Raw genomic sequence first — 17,633 nt, forward strand, 5'->3', positions numbered from 1 at the left:
TCCTTGTTCTTTACGTGGGCCGGTCAGGAACCGCTGATCAGCTTGTTGCCGGTGGCGTTCATGTCGTCGCTCGCCTTGAACAGTTTCATCTGCATTTCGAAGCTGCGGTTCAGGCTCATGGTCGCGACCATTTCCTCGACCGCCGAGACGTTGCTGCCCTCGAGCGCGCGCGGGCGCAGGGTGACGGCCGGGTCGGCCGCCAGGTCGCCGCCGTTGCGCGGCACCAGCAGGCCGTCCTGGTTCTTGGTCAGCTCGGCGCCTTCGGCGTTCACCAGCTTGAGGCGGTCGACCACCTGCATCTGGGTCGCGCCCTCGGTCAGCACCGAGATGGTGCCGTCGGCCGCGATCTCCACCGCGGTGTGCTGCGGCAGCGTGATCGGGCCGCCTTCGCCCATCAGCGCATGGCCGTGCACCGACAGCGCGCCTTCCGGGCCGATCTCGATTTCGCCCGAGCGGGTGTAGGCTTCGCCGTCGCCGGACTGCACCGCCAGGTAGCCGGGACCGGCCAGCGCCACGTCGAGCGGGCGGCCGGTCTCGCGGATCGCGCCTGCGCGCGTCGAGACGGTGTCGGCCTGCAGCGTCGACAGCTGGCGGTCGTCGAAGCCGTAGCCGCCCAGCTGCGCGGTGCCGGCCGCTTCCAGGCTGGCGCGGAAACCGGTGGTGTCGATGTTCGCCAGGTTGTTGGCGTGCACCTGCTGCGCGCGCAGCAGGCGTTCGGCGCCGGTGGCCGCGGTGAAGATCAGCTTGTCCATTACAGGGCCTGCATCAGGGCTTGCATCATCTGGCTCTCGGTGGTCAGCACCTTCGAGTTGGCCTGGTAGTTGCGCTGCGAGGTCATCAGGCCGACCAGTTCCGACGTGATGTCGACGTTCGAGCCTTCCAGCGCGCCGGTGGTCAGCTTGCCCGACAGGCCCACGCCCGGCGGGTTGTACAGCGCGGCGCCGGAGCTGGCGTTGGCGGTCCAGCTGGTGTTGCTGGTCGCGGTCAGCGCGCCTTCGTTGGCGAAGCTGGCGATGGTCACGGTGCCGACCGTCTGCGACTGGTCGTTGCTGTACTTGGCCACCAGGGCGCCGCTCTGGTCCAGCGAGACGCCGACGAACGCGCCCGAGGCATAGCCGTCGCTGCGGTTGGTGGTGGTGGTGGCGTCGCCGGCGAACATCGTGGTGCCGGTGTAGCTCAGGCTCACGTTGCCCGCGGCCGCGCCGTTGGCGGCCGGGATGGCGATGCCGGTGTTGGTGGCGCCGGTGAGCGCACCCTGGTTGTTGAAGGTCAGCTGGGCCGGGGTGGCGCTCGCGGTGGCGGTGGCGCCGTCCAGCGAGTAGTAGACGTTGACGTTGCTGGCGTCGGCCTTGACGAAATATTGCGACAGGGTGTGCTGGTTGCCGAGCGAATCGTAGACCACCGACTGCTTGACCATGTTGTAGGTCTCCGGCTTGGTCGAGTCGAAGCCGGTGGCCGGCTTTTGCCAGTCGGTCGACATGTTGCCGACGTAGGCGATGCTGGTAGTCGCCACGGCCGGGATCTGGCCGGTCGGCACCTGGATGTCGGCCATCGCGCCGAGCGCGCCGTTGACCGACTTGCCGTAGCCTTGCACGCGGCCGCCGTTGCTGTCGATCAGGTAGCCCTGGGTGTCGGTCGAGAAGATGCCGACGCGCGAGTAGCTCAGGCCGCCCTGGGTGTCGCGGCTGACGAAGAAGCCGCGGCCGTCGATGGCGGCGTCGAGCGCGCGGCCGGTGGTGGTGGTGCTGCCGTTCTGGCCGATGTTCTGGGTGATCGAACCGACTTCCACGCCGTTGGCCTTGGTGCCGGCGTAGACGGAGGCGAAGTTGGCGCGGCCTTCCTTGAAACCGTAGGTGGCGGCGTTGGCGATGTTGTTGGAGACGGTTTCCAGCTGCTCGTTGATGGCCTGGATGCCGGAGAGTGCGATGTCGAAGCTCATGTCGATTCCTGATTAGTCTTGTTGAATACTAGATAAACGGTAGGGGCACGGTCGCGGGCGCTCAGGCGCCGTCGCTCTTGCCGTTGAAACCGGTGACGGCCGAGGGATCGACCTGACCGACGTTGGCCACCTGCAGCACCACGCTGCCGTTGGCCACGCGCACGCTGTCCAGGCGCGCGGCGACTTCGATCTGGGGCGAGCCGCCGTCCGATGGCTGGGCCTGGATCGAATAGCTGCCCGGGGGCAGGCCAAGGGCCGCCGGGTCGATGGTGAAGTTCTGCGCGCCCGAGCCGTGGGCGCCGAGCTGCACCACGTGATGCTGGCCGTCGGCGCCGGTCAGCACCAGGCTGGTGGCGTCACTGGCGCTGTTCAGGTTGATGTTGCCGTTGATCTTGCTGCCGTTGGCGTCGACCTGGACGGTGCCGGTGCTGACCGTGACGGTCGAGCCGACCTGGCCGCCCATCGCCAGCGTCTGCAGGCTTTGCAGCATGCTGGCGTTGGCGGTGCTGCTCTGCGACATGTTCTGGATCGCTTCGGTCTGCGACAGCTGCGACAGCTGGTTGACGTAGGTGGTCGGGTCCTGCGGCGAGAGCGGATCCTGGTTCTGGATCTGCGCCACCAGCAGCTTGGTGAACATGTCGCGGTTGGCGTCGGTCGGCGCCTGGGTCGCGCTCTGGCCGGCGATGGCGCTGTTGTCCTGGCCGTTGGCGGCCGCGGCGGCGTTGCCGAACAGGTTATTGATGCTCGAGGTGGTCATATCAGCTTTCTCCCAGTTTCAGGACCGCCGCCTGCATCGACTTGATGCGGCTGAGGACTTCGACGTTGGTCTCGAAGGCGCGGCTGGCCGACATCATGTCCGCCATTTCCGACACTTCGTTGACGTTGGTGTAATAGACCATGCCATCGGCGTCGGCCTTCGGATTGTCCGGCTCGTGCACGCGGCGCAGCGGATCGGAACTCTGGACCACGTCCAGCACCTGCACGCCGCCGCCGGCCTCGCCGCCCATCACGGTGGAGAACACCGGCTTGCGCGCGCGGAAGGCCTCGGCTTCGGAACCGGCCGAGACGTCGGCGTTGGCCATGTTGCTGGCGATCGTGTTGAGGCGCACGGTCTGGGCGGCCATCGCCGAGCCGGCGATCTGGGAAATGTCTTTGAAACCCATGTGGACTGTTCTTTATGAAGAATCGCTTACTGGCCGTTGATGGCTTTCGCCAGGCCGCGCAGCTGCATGTTGATGAAGGTCAGGCTGGTCTGGAAATCCGAGGCGTTCTGCGCGAAGGCAGCCTGCTCGACGCCGATCTCGACGGTGTTGCCGTCGGCGCTCGGGTGGAACGGCACGCGGTACAGCGGGTCGCCGTCGCCCATCTCGAGGCCGGCGCCGGCGTTCAGGTCGCCGTTCTCGGCATCGACGCGCTGCTGCAGCAGCGCGCCGAAGTCGACGTCGCGCGCCGTGTAGCCGGGCGTGCTCTCGTTCGCGATGTTCGCCGCCAGCACCTTGGTGCGCTCGGCGCGCAGTTCAAGCGCATCGGCATGGACACCCAGTGCGTCCTTGAAATTGATCGTCATGTCGGAGGCTCCGTCGGGGTTTCGATCTGATTGGTTAAAATGAGTTTTTTACGCTGACGCTATTCTCTAATGACTGCTTTCCACCTGGCAACCCTTGTTGCGACGTCAAGTGTGCTATTTTTTGCGTCCGCTCAAGCCGCACAAGCGCCATTACCGGTGCAAATTGAACAAGCTGCACGTGCCGAATTGCAAAGGCAAATGGACGCGTCCGGGCTGTCCGAACCGCAGTTCGACATCACCGTCGTCACTGCCCGCGCCGCGCCCGCGTGTTCGCAAAATGTCGCCATCGAGCCCGTGGATACCCGTTTTCCCCAGCGGATGCGCTTTGTAGCGCGTTGTAATGACACGCCCGGGTGGAGATACGAGTACGCGGTCCGTGCGCGTATAACGGCCATGGTGGCGATTGCAGCGGCGCCGGTGGCGGCCAACGAGACCTTGACGGACTCGCAAGTTACGATCGAGCGTCGTGATATTTCGAACATCGCCGATCCGGTCGCAAATCCTTCCGAAGTTGTCGGGAAAATGTCACATCGCATGTTGCGGGCAGGAGACATTCTGCGTGCCGGGCAGCTGGTCAGCCCGATTCTGGTCAAGCGCGGCGATGCCGTCATGATGATTGCGCGGGTCGATGGCATCGAAGTGAGCACCGCCGGCGAGGCCATGGACGCCGGCGGGCAGGGCGCCGTCGTGCGCGTGCGCAACGCCGGCAGCGGGCAGGTAGTGCGCATGCGGGTCGCCGGACCGGGCACGGTCGAGCCGGTCGACGCCGGCATCAACCGCTGATGCCGGACAGCTTGCCGGCCAGGCGCGACAGCTTGGCCGCGTAAGCCGGATCGGTGGCGTAGCCGCCCTTGGCCAGGGCGCTGGCGAAGGCATGGGCGTCGTTGCCGGCGCCGAGCACGCCCTTGAAGCGTGGATTGTCGCTCAACATCTGCGCGTAGTCGCGGAAGGCGCTGGCCTGGTCCGGGTAGGAGCGGAAGCGCGCGCTGGTCTTGAGCGCGGCGCCGCCGACGTACTCGGTGGTGTTCGACTCGGCGACGTCGCCGCGCCAGGCGCTGCCGGCCTTGATGCCGAACAGGTTGTGCGAGGAGCTGCCGTCGGCGTTCTTCAAGGGGCGCTGGCCCCAGCCGGACTCGAGGGCGGCATGCGCCGACACCAGTTCCGGCGCCACGCCCAGCTTGTCGGCCGCTTCCTTGGCCCAGGGCGCGATGCTTTCCAGGAAAGCCTGCTGGTCCGGCGAAGCCTCGACATCGTCGGCGATGACACCGGCGGCGCCGGCGGCCTCGCCCGTGCGCGCGCGCCAGGCCTGGCCTTCGGCGCTCAAGCCGCCGGCGTCGAAGCCGGCGCCGTTCTGGATGAAGTCGGCGACTTCGCCCTGGACCTGGCCGAACACGTTGCCGAAGTTGCCGCCGCCGTTGCCGCTCGGGGCGGTCGGGCGCGTGGGTGCGGTCGGAGCGAGCGCCGGGATCGACGAAAATTCAGCGTGGCGCATAGGTGTCCTCCTCGCCGTGCAGCAGACGCTGCATCACGGAATATTGTTCTGCCATCAGGTTGCCGTTGCGCGCCGTGGCTTGCTTGCAATCGCGTACCAGCCGCTCGAGCTGTTCCCAGGCGGCGCTGGCGGCGCTGCGCTGGGGCGCCCCCAGGCTGGCGAACAGCGCGTCCATGGTGGCGTTGGCGCCGAACAGCGCACGCACCAGCTGCACGCGCTGCTGGCGGCGCGCTTCCATCGCGTCGAGCTGCGGCGTCAGTTCGCCGGCGAGCTGCGTCAGTTCCGCGCCGCGGTGGCGCAGCGCGGCCTGGAACTGGCGTTCCAGCAGCTCACGCACGGCGGCGCAGGTTTTCATGTCCTCCTGGACGCCGTCCAGCAGGCGGGCGACCGCCTGGTCGCGGGTAAGGCGGCTCATGCTGGATCAAGCCTTTCCTGCGCCGTGGAACTTCTGGATCAGCCCGGCCAGGCGGCCGGCGTCGAACGGCAGCTCGCCGTTGGCCAGGGCGTCGCGCAGTTCGGCCACCTTGGCGGCGTCGAAGTCGGGCATCGCGCGCAATGCGCGTTGCGCCGGCTGCAGCACGGCGGATTCGAGCACGGCTGCGCCTGCTGCCGCGACCGGTGCGGGGGCGGCGGAGGCGGCCGCGACGTCGGCGACGGCAGCGCTGCCGGCTTGCGGCGCAATGCCGATGGAAGAGGTGGAGGCGCCAGAGATCTTCATGCGTTGTCCTCGTGTTTTCGATTGAATCGTCATGGTTTTGTTGCCATTTGGCTGCGCAGCTCCGCGACCGCCGCTTCGTGCGGCGACGAGGTGGACACGTCTTGGGTCAGGGGCTCCGTCGAGCCCGGATTGCCGAACATCGCCGTCACGCCGGCGGCCTGCTTGCTGGTCAGGATCAGGAGTTCGATGCGGCGGTTGACCGGGGCATCCGGGTGTTTCGCGTCCAGCGGCGCCTGGTCGGCCATGCCGACCAGTTGCAGCACGCTTGCACTGCGCATGCCGCCGCTGAGCAATTCCCCGCGCGCAGCCATGGCGCGGTTGACCGACAGGCTCCAGTTGGAATACCCGTTCGGACCCTTGTTAGTGTACTGCAAGGAATCCGTGTGGCCTACAATCAACATCTGATTTTCCATTTTTTCGAACAATGGCGCCATCGTACGCAACAGTTTTGCGAACTTGTCAGTTGGCAAGAAGCTACCGCGCACGAACATGCCCTGATGATCGGTATCGTGCAGCATGACGCGCAGGCCGTTCGGCGTGACCACCGTGGCCAGATTCGACGACAGGCCGGCGTCCGCGCTCATCTGCTCGAGCGCGTGCGCGAGCGCCGCCAGCTCGGTCGCCGATTCGTACTTGGTGTGCACCGTCGGCGCGCTCTGAGAACCCGCGCCCGGGCCCTGGCTGCCGCCGTTCGCCTTCGGCATCTGGAATCGCTCGATCAGGCTGCCGCTCGGGTTGGTGTTGATCTCGGGCTTGCCGCCGCTGCCTTCGATCATGCCGTTGGCCATGTTGTCGCGCACGATCTTCTTGGCCTGCGAGGCGTCGCGCGAGGCGATCAGCCACAGTACAAGGAACAGCGCCATCAGCGCCATGCAGAAGTCGGCGAAGGCCACCTTCCAGGCGCCGCCGTGCTCGTCGTCGTGGTGCTTGCCGCCGCCACGCTTGATGATGGTCTCGCCGTGGTGCTTGTCGCCGCCTTTTTTATTCGCTTCCACTCGTTTTGCTCCGCTCGATACTGTCTACGCGGCGTCAGGCGCGGCGCTTGGCGCCGGCGTCCTCGCCGTCGGCCATGGCATTGATCCAGGTTTCGAGCTGGGCGAAGCTGGGCTTGGTGTTGAGCTGGATCAGGCGCCGTCCGGCGTCGATCGCCAGCAGCGGCGGCTTGCCGGCCACGTGGGTCACCAGCACGACCTTCACGGTTTCCATGGTCGAGGCTTCGGAATTGACCAGCTGCTTCATCATGCCGGAGATCGGGTCGAGCACGCCGTAGCACATGAAGATGCCGATGAAGGTGCCGACCATCGCCGCGCCGATGTGTTCCGCGATCTCGGCGGTGTCGGCGCCTTCGCCGACGGTGTTCATGGTGATCACGATGCCCAGCACCGCAGCCAGGATGCCGAAGCCCGGCATGCCCTCGGCCACCTTGTGCAGCGACTTGGACGGCTGGGTGAGCTCCTCGTGGATGGCTTCGAGTTCCTGCTCGAGCACGCCTTCCAGCTCGTGCGCGTTGATCTTGCCCATCGCCATCAGGCGGAAGTTGTCGACGATGAAGGCCAGCAGTTTCGGCTCTTCCAGGATCAGCGGGTAGCGCTGGAACATCGGGCTTTCCTTGGGCGCCTCGACGTGGGCGTCCAGGGCCTTCAGGCCGCCGGCGGCGGTCTGCAGCAGCTCGTACATCAGCAGCAGCAGCTGGCGCTGGAACTCGGAATCGTGCTTGTGCTTGCCCGCGACCTTCTTCATCTGGCCGAGCAGTTCGACCAGCACGTGTTTCGGGTTGGCCAGCACCAGGGCGCCGAGGGCGGCGCCGCAGATGACGATGATTTCGTTGGGCTGCCAGATGGCGCCGGCGCTGCCCCCCATCATCATGAAGCCGCCGAACACGGCGCCCAGCACGATCAGGATGCCAATGATTTGCATGGTTTTCTCTCTTTTGTTGTTGTGGCCGGGCGCGTCAGGCGTTCGCCAGCGCCGCCTTCATCTTGGCCAGCGCGCTCTTGTTGAGCTGGCAGACACGGGCGTCGGACAGGTCGAGCACGGCCGCGATTTCCTTGTAGCTGAGCTCGAATTCATAAATCATCTGGATCACGCGCTGCTCCTTCTCGTTGAGGGCATTGAGTGCATGCTCCAGGCTGCGGCGCACCATGTACTGCTGTTCCGGCCCCGGTGCGCTGTGGGCTTGTTCGGTCGCTTCCTGCAAAATCTCGTCGAAGCTGAGCAGCTCCTCGGCGCTGTCGTCGAGCAGGAACTGGCGCCATTCTTCCTGGCTGATGCCGAGCGCGTCGGCGGCTTCCTTGTCGTTCGGCTCGTGGCCCAGCTTGCGCGTCAGGGCGCGCACGGCGTCGCGCATCTTGTGGCTGTCCTGGCGCACGGCGCGCGGACGCCAGTCCTGGCGGCGCAGCTCGTCCAGGATCGCCCCGCGCACGCGCAGGCCGGCGTAGCTGGCGAAGCCGGCATCCGGCGTACCGTAGCGGCGCAGCGCTTCGAGCAGGCCCATCAGGCCGATCTGCTCCATGTCTTCGCGCCCCATCGAGCCCGACACCTGCGAATTGAGCTGGCGCGCGACGCGCTTGACCAGCGGCGCGTAGGCGAGCAGGTGACGCTGCTCGTCCTTCGCGCTCATCTCGGCGTGCAAGGCGGCGCCGGCGTATTCGTTGCTGGCGTAGCTGTCGGCGTAGTCGGTCATATAACCCACGATATCCCCGGCGATTATTCGATGATGAGCTTGCCGATCATGACTTCGACGAACGGCTTTTCGGTGTGCTCGTGCTCATAATTGGCATTGAAGGCCTTGTTCAACTCGGCCGCGTATTTGTCGACCGTCATCGCGGAGGCATCGGCCATCGTGTAGCTCGACAAGGTGCGCACCGCCAGGCTGCGCAGCAGCGGCAGGTTTTCCTTGGTTTCCTTTTCCTTGGCCGGCTCGGAAGCCAGCACCAGGTCGGTCGACAGGTAATGGGTGTCGGCCTCGTTCGGACCACGGCGCAGCATCACGATCACCTTGTCGAGGGTGACGTACTTGACCGGCTTGCCGTCCTTGGGCTTCTCGGCTTCCTTCTTGGCTTCCTTGGCCCCGGCCGCGGCCGGCTTGGGCATGAAATACCAGACCGCGCCGCCGGCGCCGGCCGCGCTGACCACCACGGCGGCGGCAATGGCGACGATCATCTTCACTTTGCTATTCATCCTTGATTACTCATGCTCGGTCGCGGCCGCCCAGCGAAAACGCGGACGCGGGGTTGCCGGCCTCGGCCAATGCGCGGCCGGGCTCGTAGTCATCCTGGTCGCGGCCCTGCTGGCGGCCACGGCCTTGCTGTTGTTGCGAATCGTTCGAGAACGGCGTGGCGCCGCTCTTCGGGGTCGGCGTCACCGTCACCGCGACCTCGCTGAACTGGCGCTGCGACAGGTCGCTGCGCAGGTTGTCGCTGACGGTCTGCAGCTGGCGCAGCACCTCGCCGTTGGTGGCCGAGATGTTCACCTCCAGCGAACCGGCGCTGTGGCGGATCGCGATGTCGATGCGGCCCAGTTGCGGCGGCTCGAGGCGGATCACGGCCTGCTCGACGTTGTTGCCGACTTGCAGATGCAGACGATCGCCGAGCGCTTCCTGCAGGCTCTGGCGCCATGCGGTCGGCGGACCGGCCAGCTTGACCGTGTCGGCCGCCGGCTGGGCGGCGCCCGGCGTCGAGACCAGCGCGACGCCGGCTTGCGGGACGGCCGGGGCTGGTGCGCCCTGGTCGGCCTTGGCATCCTGGCCGGCGGCATCGCCGGCGCCGGCGGCCGCGGGCTGCACGGCGAAGCGCGCACCGGCCGCATCGGCGGACGTTTGCGCCGGCTGGGCCGCGGCTGCGGCTGCGGCCTGGGCCGGCTGCGCCGCCTGCGGCGGCTGCTGGGATGGCAGCGCGGGCAGGGCGTCTTGCGGCGCGGCGCGGCGCGCGCCATCCTGGCCCACCGCGGCCACGGCCGGCGCCGGTGCGGCGTCGTTGGCGGCGGGCTTGCCGTTGCCTTGCGCGGCCGGGCCATTGCCCTGTGCGGCCTGGACCGCCTGCGCGACCTGGGCCGGCGACAGCGGCATCAGCGGCATCGCCATCGCGGCCAGCAGCGCGCCGTCCGGGGCCGCGGCGGCGGCTTTGGTGTCGTCGGACTTGGCGCCGGCCTGCGCGTCGGCATCGGTGCTGGCCGGTGCGGCGGGGCTGGCGGCGCCGGACTGGGCCGGCGCGGCGGCTTGCGCGCCATCGGCAGCCTGGGCGCCGGCGGCCTGCTGGCCGAGCCACAGCGCGAACGACTGCGGATTGGCGCTCGGCGCGGCGGCGGCGGACTGGCCGGCCTGGACCGGCTGGGCGGACTGGCCCGCGGCGGCGCTGGCCGCGCCGTTGTCGGCCGGCTGCGCGGCTGCGCTGACCGGGCCGGCGGCCGGGCCGTTGCCGGCCGCGCCGTTGGCCGAAGCGGAAGTGGACGTGGTTACGGTATTGAGCATCATCTTCATGGGCGGCTTGCGCCGGATTCGGTTTCGCTGTGCATCGCGTAGGCGACCCAGCCTTCTTGGTTGCTGCGGATGCCTTCCAGGCGCGTGCCGAGCGCGCGCGCGGCATCGCTCGCGGCGACGGCGGCGTCATCGTGCTGGCGGCGCAGGCGGGTCAGGGCGGCGCGCTCCGGCGCGCTCCATGGACCGAGCCGGGCCAGCGCCTGCAGCTGCGGGCCGAGCGCGCGCACCTGGTGGCCGAGGCTGTCCCAATCGGCGCCGCGCGCGGCGGCCTGCAAGGCGTCGCCCATGCGCAGCAATTGCGCCTGGCGGTTGCGCAGCGTGTCAGCCATTGCGCGCCTGGACGCCGGCCCAGCCCTGGCGGATCGTGGTCATGACCTTGACGACCTCGTCGACCATCTTCGGGTCCTGCTTGACGCCGGCGGCGTGCAGGTGGCGCGCGCAGAATTCATACAGGTCGGCGAGGTTGGCGACGACCTGGCCGCCGCTCTCGAAGTCGAGCGAGCTCGACAAGCCGTTGATGATCTCGACGCACTTGTTGATGCTGGCGGCGCGCAGTTCGTAGCGCTTGCCGACGATGTGGGCGCGGGCGCGCGCCAGCTCGTCGAGCAGGCCGTCGGTGAGCAGGAGCACCAGTTCGATCGGCGAGGCGCGCGAGGTCTGCGCGTCCAGACTGGTGGCGTGGTAGCTGCTGTAGGCTTCTTGATAGGACATCGTGATTTCTCTCTCAGGAGGACTTGTCGCTGCCGAAGATGGCGTCGAACATCGAGACGTTGTTGTTCATCTGCGCCTGCAGCGTCTGCAGGTCGGTAAATTGCTTCAGGTAGCGGTTGTAGGCGTCGTTGTACTGGGTGGTCAGGTTGTCCTGGCGCTTGCTCAGGTCCGACTGGAGCTTGGTGTTGGCGCTGGTGCGCTGCTGGATCTGGCCGTTGGCGCTGTCGGTCCACAGATTCAGGTAGCTGTTCAGGTTGCCCATCACGCCGCTCGGGCTGCCGGTGCTGGCCGAACCCATCAGCTGGTCCAGGCCGCCCGGATTGAGCGCCAGCTGCTTGTTCAGGCGCGTCGAATCCAGCGTCAGCGAACCGTCGCGGCTGGCGGTGATGCCGTAGCTGGCCAGCGACAGGCCGCCCGTGGCCGGACGCAGAAGGTCGACCAGGCGCGTCTGCAGCGCTTTGACGCCGGAATCGTTGGCGAAGGCGCCGGCGGCCTTGTTGTTGGTCGTGTCGCCCGGGTCGAGCATGCCGTCGACCGCGTTCTTGAGTTTGTTGTAGGCGTCGACGAAGGCCTGGGCGTTCGCCGCCGTGGCGTTGCTGTCGGTGCCGACCGTGAGCGTGATCGGATCGTCGCCGGTCGCCTGGGCGCGCGTGGCGGTGAACGCGACACCGTCGATGTTGGTGAAGGTGTTCGAGGCCTGGGTGACCTGGGTGCCGGTGAGCTGGGTGGTCGTGGTGTTGGTGCTGGGGTCGGTGACGGTCTTGTACTGGGCGTCGAGCAGGACGATGGCGTCCTTGCCGGCGGTCGTGCTGGTCGGTTGCGAGCCCAGCGTCGATTGCAGATCTTGACTGGTGGTGCTCAGGCTGATGTTGCTGGCAGCGCCGGTGTTCTTCGACGTCAGCACCAGGCGCATCTGCGAGCTGGTCGTGCCGTCGCCGTTCACGACCGGCACCGTGATCACGCCGGCCGAGACCAGGCCGGTGTTGCCGCTGGCATTGTTGATCGCGGCGGCGATTTCGCGCACGCTCAGGGTGCCGCCATCGGTGTTGGCGGCGGACAGGTCGATGTTGATCGGCGTGGCGCTACCGACGTTCACGGTCAGGGTGCCGCTGGCCGTCGTGGCGTCGGGCACGTTGTCGTACGAGACCTTGCCCGCGGTCGCCACCTGCTGCACGAACAGGCTGTAGGTGCCGGCGGCGGCGCTCGACTTGGCGGTGGCGCTGCCGAAGGCGCTGTTGGACAGCGTCGCGCTCTGCGCCAGGATCGACTTGCCCACGCTGCCCAGCGTAGCCAGGCTGTTCTGGAAAGTCGAGATGGCCGAGCCGAGCTGGGTCAGCGCGGTCGCCGTGGCATTGGCCGCGTTGGTCTTGTTGGTCAGCGTCTGCTGCGCGTCGGCGGTGGACTTGGTGGCCAGCGATTGTGCGGTGCTGGTCGGGTCATAGGTTGGGGCGGTAATGGCGCTCGACATATTATTCGTTCCTCGTTGTAGGGCCTTGTTCGGCCTGTCCTGCCAGCCACGACTGGGTGGCGATTTCGTCTTCGCGCTTGCGCTGCAGGCGGTCCTGCGCGCGCGCATGGTCGGCCTCGTGCTGTGCCAGCACCTTGCCCAGCAGCTCGCGCCGGGTCCAGGCCTGGGCCAGGTTGCGCTGCGAGACTTCCATGTTCGCCTCGTGCAGGTGCAGGTCGATGCGGTGGGTCTCGGCCAGCGCGAACACGGCCTGTTTGTAATTGCCGACGTTGACCGCCAGCGCGGCCGAGAATCCGGCGCTGCGTGCGGCCGCCGGCGTGGCCGCGGCTTGCCCCGAGGCGCCGCAGCCTTCGGCCAGCGCGGTCAGGCGCTCGACGCTGTTGCGGTAGCGCGCGCGCACCGCTTCCTGCTTGGCCAGGTCGGCCTGCAGGCGTTCCACGGTCGTGCTGCGCAGCTTGACCAGCGTATTCAAGCTGTCGATGGTGTCTTGCTTGTTCTTCATGCTGGTCATGCCATCATCGCCTTGAGTTGTTCGATGCAGGGCCCGATCGGCGCGTCTTCCTTGGTGCCCTGGCACAGGAAGGCTTCGATGTGCGGCTGCAGCTTCACGGCGCGGTCGGTCTCCGGATCGGCGCCCGGTTGATAGGCGCCGAGCGGGATCAGGTCGCGCACGCGCGCGTGACGCGCCAGCGCGGCCTTGAGCTTGCGCGCGGCCTGCGCGTGCTCGGGGGCGACCACCTGGGCCATGCAGCGGCTGATCGATTGCGCCACGTCGATGGCCGGGTAGTGGGCGCGCTCGGCCAGCTCGCGTGTCAGCACGATGTGGCCGTCGAGGATCGCGCGCGCGCTGTCGACCACCGGGTCCTGCTGGTCGTCGCCTTCGGCCAGCACCGTATAGATGGCGCTCATGCTGCCGTGCGGGTGCTCGCCGTTGCCGGCCGATTCGCACAGCTGCGGCAGGTGCGAGAACACCGACGGCGGGTAGCCGCGCGTGGCCGGCGGTTCGCCCAGCGACAGCGCGACTTCGCGCAGCGCCATCGCGTAGCGGGTCAGCGAATCGCACAGCAGCAGCACGTTCTGGCCGCGGTCGCGGAAGTGCGCCGCGATCGAGTGGCACAGTTCGGTCGCCATCACGCGCATCATCGGCGATTCGTCGGCCGGGGCCACGACCACCACCGCGCGCTTCAGGCCCTCGGGGCCGAGCGACTTCTCGACGAACTCGCGCACCTCGCGGTTACGCTCGCCGATCAGGCCGACCACGATCACGTCGGCCACGGTCTGGCGCGTGATCAGGCCGAGCAGCACCGACTTGCCGACGCCGGAACCGGCCATCAGGCCGACACGCTGGCCCTTGCCGATCGTGAGCATCGAATTGATCGCGCGCACGCCGACGTCGAGCGGTTCCTCGACCGGCGCCTTGCGCAGCGGGTTGACCTTGGGCGGCGTGGTCGACAGGATCTGGTCGCCGCCCAGGCGGCCCAGGCCGTCGATCGGCTCGCCCAGGCCGTTGACCATGCGGCCCATCCATTGCGGACCGATCTGGATGCTGGACGGCCCGGTGGCAGGCAGCACGCGCGCGCCCGTGACCAGGCCGTCGGCCTGCTTGAACGGCATCAGGTAGGTCACCTTGTCGCGAAAGCCGACGACCTGTGCATCGAGCCAGGAACCGTCGACCAGTTCGACGCGGCAGCGCTGGCCGGTGTGCAGCTTGCAGCCGACCGATTCGAGCAGCAGGCCTTGGACCGCGACCAGGCGCCCGGTCGGGGTGGCGACCGGCACCGCGCCGATGTCGAGCGAACGCAGGGTCTCGGCGAGCGCGCTCATGCGGACTGCCCTCCGGCTTGATTCTGCAGATCGGCGGTCAGCGCCTCGTTGACCTGCTCCATGCAGGCGGCCAGGCGGCCCTGGCAGCCGGCGTCGACTTCATGGTCGCCGGCCTTGACGCGGCACTCGCCCGGCGCCAGGCTCGGGTCGGGCAGCAGTTTCCACTTCTTGGCGCGCTTCGGATCGAGCTCCTGGATGCGCTTGAGTTCTTCGGGGTTGAGCAGCACTTCGACCTCGTCGCGGGCAGGGGGCATCGCGGCCAGCGCCTCGTCGACCAGGTTCAGCATCTGGGTCGGCTGCAGCGCGAGCTCGGCGCGGATGACCTGGCGTGCGATCTTGCCGACCAGGTCGACCACTTCGGTGCGTTGGGCGTTGCGGAATTCGGTTTGCATCTTCTTCAGCGCGCGCAGGGCGGCGTCGAGCGGCTTGGACATCGCCTCCAGCTCGGCCAGGGCCTGCTGGCGGCCTTCTTCGTAGCCGCGCGCGACACCTTCCGCATGGCCGGCCGACTGGCCGTCGGCGCGGCCCTGTTCGAGGCCGGCGTCGTAGCCGTCGCGCTGGCCCTGGCGATAGCCGTCGGCCACCGCGCCCTGCCAATCTTCGGCGGCGGACGACGAGGCGTTCGCATCGCCGCGGCCATTGGCCACGACCTGCGTGAGCGGCGGGAAGTGATAGGGCCGGAACTGCTTCATTCGGCAGTGGCCTCAGCGAACAGCTGGACTTCGATCTCGCCGCCGTCGACCAGCTCCTTGACCTGGGCCATGATCTCGCGGCGGGTCTGCTCGATGCGCGACATCGGCACCGGACCGGAACGCTTCATCAGGTCTTCGAAGCTTTGCGCCTGGCGCTTGGGCATCGCGGCCAGCAGGGCGTCGCGCAGCGCCGGCTCGGCGCCCTTGAGCGCGATCGCCCACTGCTCCAGCGGGATCTCGTCCAGCAGGCGCGTGATGGTCTGTTCGGTCTGCTTCGACAGGATGAAGAAGTCGTACATCGACATCTCGATCTGCGACACCACCTCGGGGTCGTGCGCGCGCAGCAGCTCGACCATCTCGGCGCGGTTGTTCGGCAGGCGGTTGAGGATCTCGGCGGCCTGGCGCACGCCTTCCACGGCGGCGCTCTGGGTGTCGAGCGCGGACAGGCAGCGCGCCACCAGGTCTTCCAGCTCGCCCAGCAGGTCGCGGTCGATCTCTTCCAGGCGCGCCAGGTTCAGCAGCACCAGTTCGCGGCCGTCTTCCGGCAGCGCGTCGATGATCTGGCCGGCCAGCGCGGCCGGCAGGAAGGCGAGGAACACGGCCTGCATCTGCACGTGCTCGGCGGCGATGTACTCGGCCAGCCACTTCGGCGAGGCGTACTGCAGGCGCGCCATCATCGGGCGGATCGCGTCGCCGTAGATCGTGTTCAGGACCGAGTTGGCGATCTCGCTGCCCAGCGCCAGGTCGAGCGAGCGCTTGAGGTAGCTGCGCGAGGCGCCGTGCAGGCCGCTTTGCTGGCGATAGTCGTCGAAGAACTTCTGTGCCGCGCTCTTGACGGCGTCGACCTTGATGCCGCTCATCCGGCTCATCACCTGGGTCAGCTCGATGAGTTCTTCGCGCTCGAGGCAGCGCAGCACGGCCGCTGCCGGCTCTTCGCCGATCGAGAGCAGCACGATGGCCGCCTGCTCGACCGGGGTCAACGTCACTTCTTGCATGTCGTTACTGTTCAGATCCGGCATTTTTCTTCTGCACCCATTGTTTGACCACTTCCGCCACCCGCTCCGGCTCTTTGCCCGCCAGGACCTTCAGGTGATCCACCATCACATCCACCGCCGAACCGGCCGGTGGCAAATCATAGTTTTCCAGCAGCGGCTGGACCGTCTGCGTGCCGCCCAGGCCCAGGGCCGGCGCGCCCGCCGCCACGTTTCCCGCGGCGCCCGCCGGGCCGGCCAGCGCGCCGGCCGGGGCGTTGGCGCCCAGGGCGCGGTCGGCGCCGGCCTGCATCGTGGCCAGGTTCGGGCCTTTGGCCGCACCCGCAGCGCCACCGCGCTGGGTCAGCATGCGCATCAGGGGACGCAGCACCGCGAACCAGGCGAACAGCGCGCCGATCGCATACATCGCATAGCCGGCGAAATCGACCACGTTGTCGCGCTGCTGGTACCACGGCTCGACCGGGGCCGGGGCCGGGAAGCTCAGGGCCGACACCGCCAGCACGTCGCCGCGGTTGGTGTCGATGCCCAGGCCGCCGCGCAGGATCTTCTCGATGTTGGCGATCTCGGCCGGGGTCCAGCCGGTCTTCGGCGAAGCCGCCTTGGCGTTGTTCAGCACCACCGCCACCGACAGCTTCTTCAGGCGGCCGCGGGCACGCTTGATCTGGGTGATGGCGCGGTCGTAGGCGTACTGCTTGCTGCTCGCGTTCTTGCGTGCGCTGCCGTCGTCCTGCTTGGCGCCCGGATTGGCTGCGCCGTTGGCGGCGTTGGCGGCGTTCGGATCGGCCGGGTTGGCGGCCACCGGCGGACGGTTCGACAGGGTGCCCGGCACGCCCATCGCCATGCGGCTCTTTTCCTGCTCGTCGCGGCTGGCTTCGCTGGTGATCTTCGGATCGGCGCCGTATTTTTCCTGCGTCTCTTCGATCTTGTCGTTGTCGACGTCGGCGGTCACGCTGACCTTGAAGTTGTCGGCGCCGAGCACCGGGCCGAGCAGCTCGGCGACGTTGGCGTGCACCTCGTCCTGGTAGCGCTTGGCGGCGGCATCGCCCTGGGCGGCGCCGTCGAAGCCTTCGGTCAGGTCGACGCGCGAGGACAGGTAGTTGCCGTTCTGGTCGACCAGCGACACGCGGTTCGGCGCCAGGCTGGAGACGCTGCCCGAGACCAGGTTCACGATCGCGGCGATCTGCTCGTTCGACAGCTGGTGGCCCGGCTTGACCGCGACCATGACCGAAGCCGACGACTTGTCGCCGTCGCTGGCGACGAAGGAGGTCGACTTGGCAATCGCCAGGTGCACGCGCGCCGACGAGATGGCGTCGATGGTCATGATCGACTGCGCCAGTTCGCCTTCCAAGCCGCGGCGGAAGCGCACGTCCTGCACGAACTGCGACACGCCGAGCGGGTCGTTCTTGTCCATCAGCTCGAGGCCGGCCGGCAGCTGCGCGGTCACGCCCTTGGCGGCCAGCAGCATGCGTACCTTGCCCAGCTGGCCGGACGGGACCAGCACCTGGCCACTGTCCGGGTGGATGCGGTAGGAGACGTGCTCGGCGTCGAGCACGGCCATCATGTCGGTGGAGGCGACCTTTTCATGGGCGCCGAACACCGGCTTGTAGCCGGCGGCGTCCTTCCAGGTGTACAGCATGACGGCGGCGGTGATGGCAATGGCCAGCACCAGCATCGGCGTCAGGTTCTTGGCCAGCGCCGGCGGCAGGGTCAGGCGCTTGTCGCCGATGGCGTTCTTGAGAGCGGCAATCACTTC

22 protein-coding genes are annotated in these 17,633 nt (G+C 67.9%); 1 reads left to right on the top strand and 21 read right to left on the bottom strand.

The genetic code is table 11. From position 1 onward, the window contains the following. Positions 1–23 precede the first annotated feature (23 nt). The 5 genes from FA90_RS00135 to flgB all read right to left on the bottom strand — a co-directional run bounded on the left by FA90_RS00135 (position 24) and on the right by flgB (position 3,506). Complete coding sequence (locus tag FA90_RS00135) at positions 24–752, bottom strand: flagellar basal body rod protein FlgF (RefSeq protein WP_036164570.1); 729 nt, start codon at positions 750–752, stop codon at positions 24–26. After that, positions 752–1,939, bottom strand: a complete 1,188-nt coding sequence (locus FA90_RS00140) for a flagellar hook protein FlgE (protein WP_036164572.1) — start codon at positions 1,937–1,939, stop codon at positions 752–754. Before FA90_RS00140 ends, FA90_RS00135 begins: the two co-directional genes overlap by 1 nt. A gap of 61 nt (positions 1,940–2,000) precedes the next feature. Further along, entirely contained in the window at positions 2,001–2,696 is a 696-nt protein-coding gene (locus FA90_RS00145; protein ID WP_036164574.1) for a flagellar hook capping FlgD N-terminal domain-containing protein, read from the bottom strand. A gap of 1 nt (position 2,697) precedes the next feature. After that, positions 2,698–3,102, bottom strand: a complete 405-nt coding sequence (gene flgC / locus FA90_RS00150) for a flagellar basal body rod protein FlgC (protein WP_036164575.1) — start codon at positions 3,100–3,102, stop codon at positions 2,698–2,700. A 26-nt stretch (positions 3,103–3,128) separates the two neighbouring features. Beyond that, the gene (gene flgB / locus FA90_RS00155) at positions 3,129–3,506 is read right to left on the bottom strand and encodes a flagellar basal body rod protein FlgB (RefSeq protein WP_036164577.1); all 378 of its coding nucleotides are present in this window, start codon (positions 3,504–3,506) and stop codon (positions 3,129–3,131) included. A gap of 69 nt (positions 3,507–3,575) precedes the next feature. On the opposite strand from flgB, the gene flgA reads away from it, so the two are divergent. Beyond that, a complete protein-coding gene (gene flgA, locus FA90_RS00160; RefSeq protein WP_081933541.1) occupies positions 3,576–4,289 on the top strand; it encodes a flagellar basal body P-ring formation chaperone FlgA in 714 nt (237 codons plus the stop codon). On the opposite strand, the gene FA90_RS00165 is transcribed toward flgA, so the two are convergent. The 16 genes from FA90_RS00165 to fliF are packed head-to-tail and all read right to left on the bottom strand — an operon-like array spanning position 4,279 to position 17,630. Further along, complete coding sequence (locus FA90_RS00165) at positions 4,279–4,998, bottom strand: glycoside hydrolase family 73 protein (protein WP_036164580.1); 720 nt, start codon at positions 4,996–4,998, stop codon at positions 4,279–4,281. The genes flgA and FA90_RS00165 overlap by 11 nt on opposite strands. Then, positions 4,985–5,413: a flagellar export chaperone FlgN gene (gene flgN / locus FA90_RS00170; RefSeq protein WP_036164582.1), complete on the bottom strand. Its 429-nt coding sequence runs from the start codon at positions 5,411–5,413 to the stop codon at positions 4,985–4,987. The genes FA90_RS00165 and flgN overlap by 14 nt, the downstream gene beginning before the upstream one ends. A 6-nt stretch (positions 5,414–5,419) precedes the next feature. After that, positions 5,420–5,716 carry a flagellar biosynthesis anti-sigma factor FlgM gene (gene flgM / locus FA90_RS00175; protein ID WP_036164585.1) on the bottom strand — a complete coding sequence of 99 codons (297 nt, stop codon included), beginning with the start codon at positions 5,714–5,716 and terminating at the stop codon, positions 5,420–5,422. A gap of 29 nt (positions 5,717–5,745) precedes the next feature. Then, on the bottom strand, positions 5,746–6,711 hold the full coding sequence (locus tag FA90_RS00180) for a flagellar motor protein MotB (protein WP_036164588.1): 966 nt from the start codon (positions 6,709–6,711) through the stop codon (positions 5,746–5,748). 34 nt (positions 6,712–6,745) lie between these two features. Continuing rightward, complete coding sequence (motA, locus tag FA90_RS00185) at positions 6,746–7,633, bottom strand: flagellar motor stator protein MotA (RefSeq protein ID WP_036164591.1); 888 nt, start codon at positions 7,631–7,633, stop codon at positions 6,746–6,748. Positions 7,634–7,667: 34 nt separating this feature from the next. Beyond that, positions 7,668–8,399, bottom strand: a complete 732-nt coding sequence (gene fliA / locus FA90_RS00190) for an RNA polymerase sigma factor FliA (protein WP_036164594.1) — start codon at positions 8,397–8,399, stop codon at positions 7,668–7,670. A gap of 23 nt (positions 8,400–8,422) precedes the next feature. Then, on the bottom strand, positions 8,423–8,896 hold the full coding sequence (locus FA90_RS00195; protein WP_036164596.1) for a flagellar basal body-associated FliL family protein: 474 nt from the start codon (positions 8,894–8,896) through the stop codon (positions 8,423–8,425). A gap of 10 nt (positions 8,897–8,906) precedes the next feature. After that, entirely contained in the window at positions 8,907–10,193 is a 1,287-nt protein-coding gene (locus FA90_RS24670) for a flagellar hook-length control protein FliK (protein ID WP_051971275.1), read from the bottom strand. Beyond that, positions 10,190–10,522 carry a hypothetical protein gene (locus FA90_RS00205; protein WP_239700460.1) on the bottom strand — a complete coding sequence of 111 codons (333 nt, stop codon included), beginning with the start codon at positions 10,520–10,522 and terminating at the stop codon, positions 10,190–10,192. Before FA90_RS00205 ends, FA90_RS24670 begins: the two co-directional genes overlap by 4 nt. Beyond that, positions 10,515–10,904: a flagellar export chaperone FliS gene (fliS, locus tag FA90_RS00210; protein ID WP_036164599.1), complete on the bottom strand. Its 390-nt coding sequence runs from the start codon at positions 10,902–10,904 to the stop codon at positions 10,515–10,517. Before fliS ends, FA90_RS00205 begins: the two co-directional genes overlap by 8 nt. Positions 10,905–10,917: 13 nt before the next feature. Then, positions 10,918–12,372 (bottom strand): flagellar filament capping protein FliD, encoded by a 1,455-nt coding sequence (gene fliD, locus FA90_RS00215; RefSeq protein ID WP_036164603.1) that lies wholly within the window; start codon positions 12,370–12,372, stop codon positions 10,918–10,920. A gap of 1 nt (position 12,373) precedes the next feature. Beyond that, positions 12,374–12,874: a flagellar export protein FliJ gene (locus FA90_RS00220; protein WP_156116522.1), complete on the bottom strand. Its 501-nt coding sequence runs from the start codon at positions 12,872–12,874 to the stop codon at positions 12,374–12,376. A gap of 5 nt (positions 12,875–12,879) precedes the next feature. Further along, positions 12,880–14,196, bottom strand: coding sequence for a flagellar protein export ATPase FliI (fliI, locus tag FA90_RS00225; RefSeq protein WP_036164607.1), 1,317 nt, complete (start codon positions 14,194–14,196; stop codon positions 12,880–12,882). After that, a complete protein-coding gene (gene fliH / locus FA90_RS00230; RefSeq protein ID WP_036164609.1) occupies positions 14,193–14,888 on the bottom strand; it encodes a flagellar assembly protein FliH in 696 nt (231 codons plus the stop codon). The genes fliI and fliH overlap by 4 nt, the downstream gene beginning before the upstream one ends. Then, a complete protein-coding gene (locus tag FA90_RS00235; RefSeq protein ID WP_036164610.1) occupies positions 14,885–15,907 on the bottom strand; it encodes a FliG C-terminal domain-containing protein in 1,023 nt (340 codons plus the stop codon). The genes fliH and FA90_RS00235 overlap by 4 nt, the downstream gene beginning before the upstream one ends. Continuing rightward, positions 15,888–17,630: a flagellar basal-body MS-ring/collar protein FliF gene (fliF, locus tag FA90_RS00240; RefSeq protein WP_036164611.1), complete on the bottom strand. Its 1,743-nt coding sequence runs from the start codon at positions 17,628–17,630 to the stop codon at positions 15,888–15,890. Before fliF ends, FA90_RS00235 begins: the two co-directional genes overlap by 20 nt. Positions 17,631–17,633: the final 3 nt, after the last annotated feature.

The organism is Massilia sp. 9096 (assembly GCF_000745265.1).
GTDB lineage: Bacteria > Pseudomonadota > Gammaproteobacteria > Burkholderiales > Burkholderiaceae_D > Telluria.

What these genes read in the sequence shown, in the direction of transcription:
- FA90_RS00135 (WP_036164570.1), bottom strand. Translation starts at nt 752, where the DNA reads ATGGACAAGCTGATCTTCACCGCGGCCACCGGCGCCGAACGCCTGCTG.
- FA90_RS00140 (WP_036164572.1), bottom strand. Translation starts at nt 1,939, where the DNA reads ATGAGCTTCGACATCGCACTCTCCGGCATCCAGGCCATCAACGAGCAG.
- FA90_RS00145 (WP_036164574.1), bottom strand. Translation starts at nt 2,696, where the DNA reads ATGACCACCTCGAGCATCAATAACCTGTTCGGCAACGCCGCCGCGGCC.
- flgC (WP_036164575.1), bottom strand. Translation starts at nt 3,102, where the DNA reads ATGGGTTTCAAAGACATTTCCCAGATCGCCGGCTCGGCGATGGCCGCC.
- flgB (WP_036164577.1), bottom strand. Translation starts at nt 3,506, where the DNA reads ATGACGATCAATTTCAAGGACGCACTGGGTGTCCATGCCGATGCGCTT.
- flgA (WP_081933541.1), top strand. Translation starts at nt 3,576, where the DNA reads ATGACTGCTTTCCACCTGGCAACCCTTGTTGCGACGTCAAGTGTGCTA.
- FA90_RS00165 (WP_036164580.1), bottom strand. Translation starts at nt 4,998, where the DNA reads ATGCGCCACGCTGAATTTTCGTCGATCCCGGCGCTCGCTCCGACCGCA.
- flgN (WP_036164582.1), bottom strand. Translation starts at nt 5,413, where the DNA reads ATGAGCCGCCTTACCCGCGACCAGGCGGTCGCCCGCCTGCTGGACGGC.
- flgM (WP_036164585.1), bottom strand. Translation starts at nt 5,716, where the DNA reads ATGAAGATCTCTGGCGCCTCCACCTCTTCCATCGGCATTGCGCCGCAA.
- motA (WP_036164591.1), bottom strand. Translation starts at nt 7,633, where the DNA reads ATGCAAATCATTGGCATCCTGATCGTGCTGGGCGCCGTGTTCGGCGGC.
- fliA (WP_036164594.1), bottom strand. Translation starts at nt 8,399, where the DNA reads ATGACCGACTACGCCGACAGCTACGCCAGCAACGAATACGCCGGCGCC.
- FA90_RS00195 (WP_036164596.1), bottom strand. Translation starts at nt 8,896, where the DNA reads ATGAATAGCAAAGTGAAGATGATCGTCGCCATTGCCGCCGCCGTGGTG.
- FA90_RS24670 (WP_051971275.1), bottom strand. Translation starts at nt 10,193, where the DNA reads ATGAAGATGATGCTCAATACCGTAACCACGTCCACTTCCGCTTCGGCC.
- FA90_RS00205 (WP_239700460.1), bottom strand. Translation starts at nt 10,522, where the DNA reads ATGGCTGACACGCTGCGCAACCGCCAGGCGCAATTGCTGCGCATGGGC.
- fliS (WP_036164599.1), bottom strand. Translation starts at nt 10,904, where the DNA reads ATGTCCTATCAAGAAGCCTACAGCAGCTACCACGCCACCAGTCTGGAC.
- fliD (WP_036164603.1), bottom strand. Translation starts at nt 12,372, where the DNA reads ATGTCGAGCGCCATTACCGCCCCAACCTATGACCCGACCAGCACCGCA.
- FA90_RS00220 (WP_156116522.1), bottom strand. Translation starts at nt 12,874, where the DNA reads ATGAAGAACAAGCAAGACACCATCGACAGCTTGAATACGCTGGTCAAG.
- fliI (WP_036164607.1), bottom strand. Translation starts at nt 14,196, where the DNA reads ATGAGCGCGCTCGCCGAGACCCTGCGTTCGCTCGACATCGGCGCGGTG.
- fliH (WP_036164609.1), bottom strand. Translation starts at nt 14,888, where the DNA reads ATGAAGCAGTTCCGGCCCTATCACTTCCCGCCGCTCACGCAGGTCGTG.
- FA90_RS00235 (WP_036164610.1), bottom strand. Translation starts at nt 15,907, where the DNA reads ATGCCGGATCTGAACAGTAACGACATGCAAGAAGTGACGTTGACCCCG.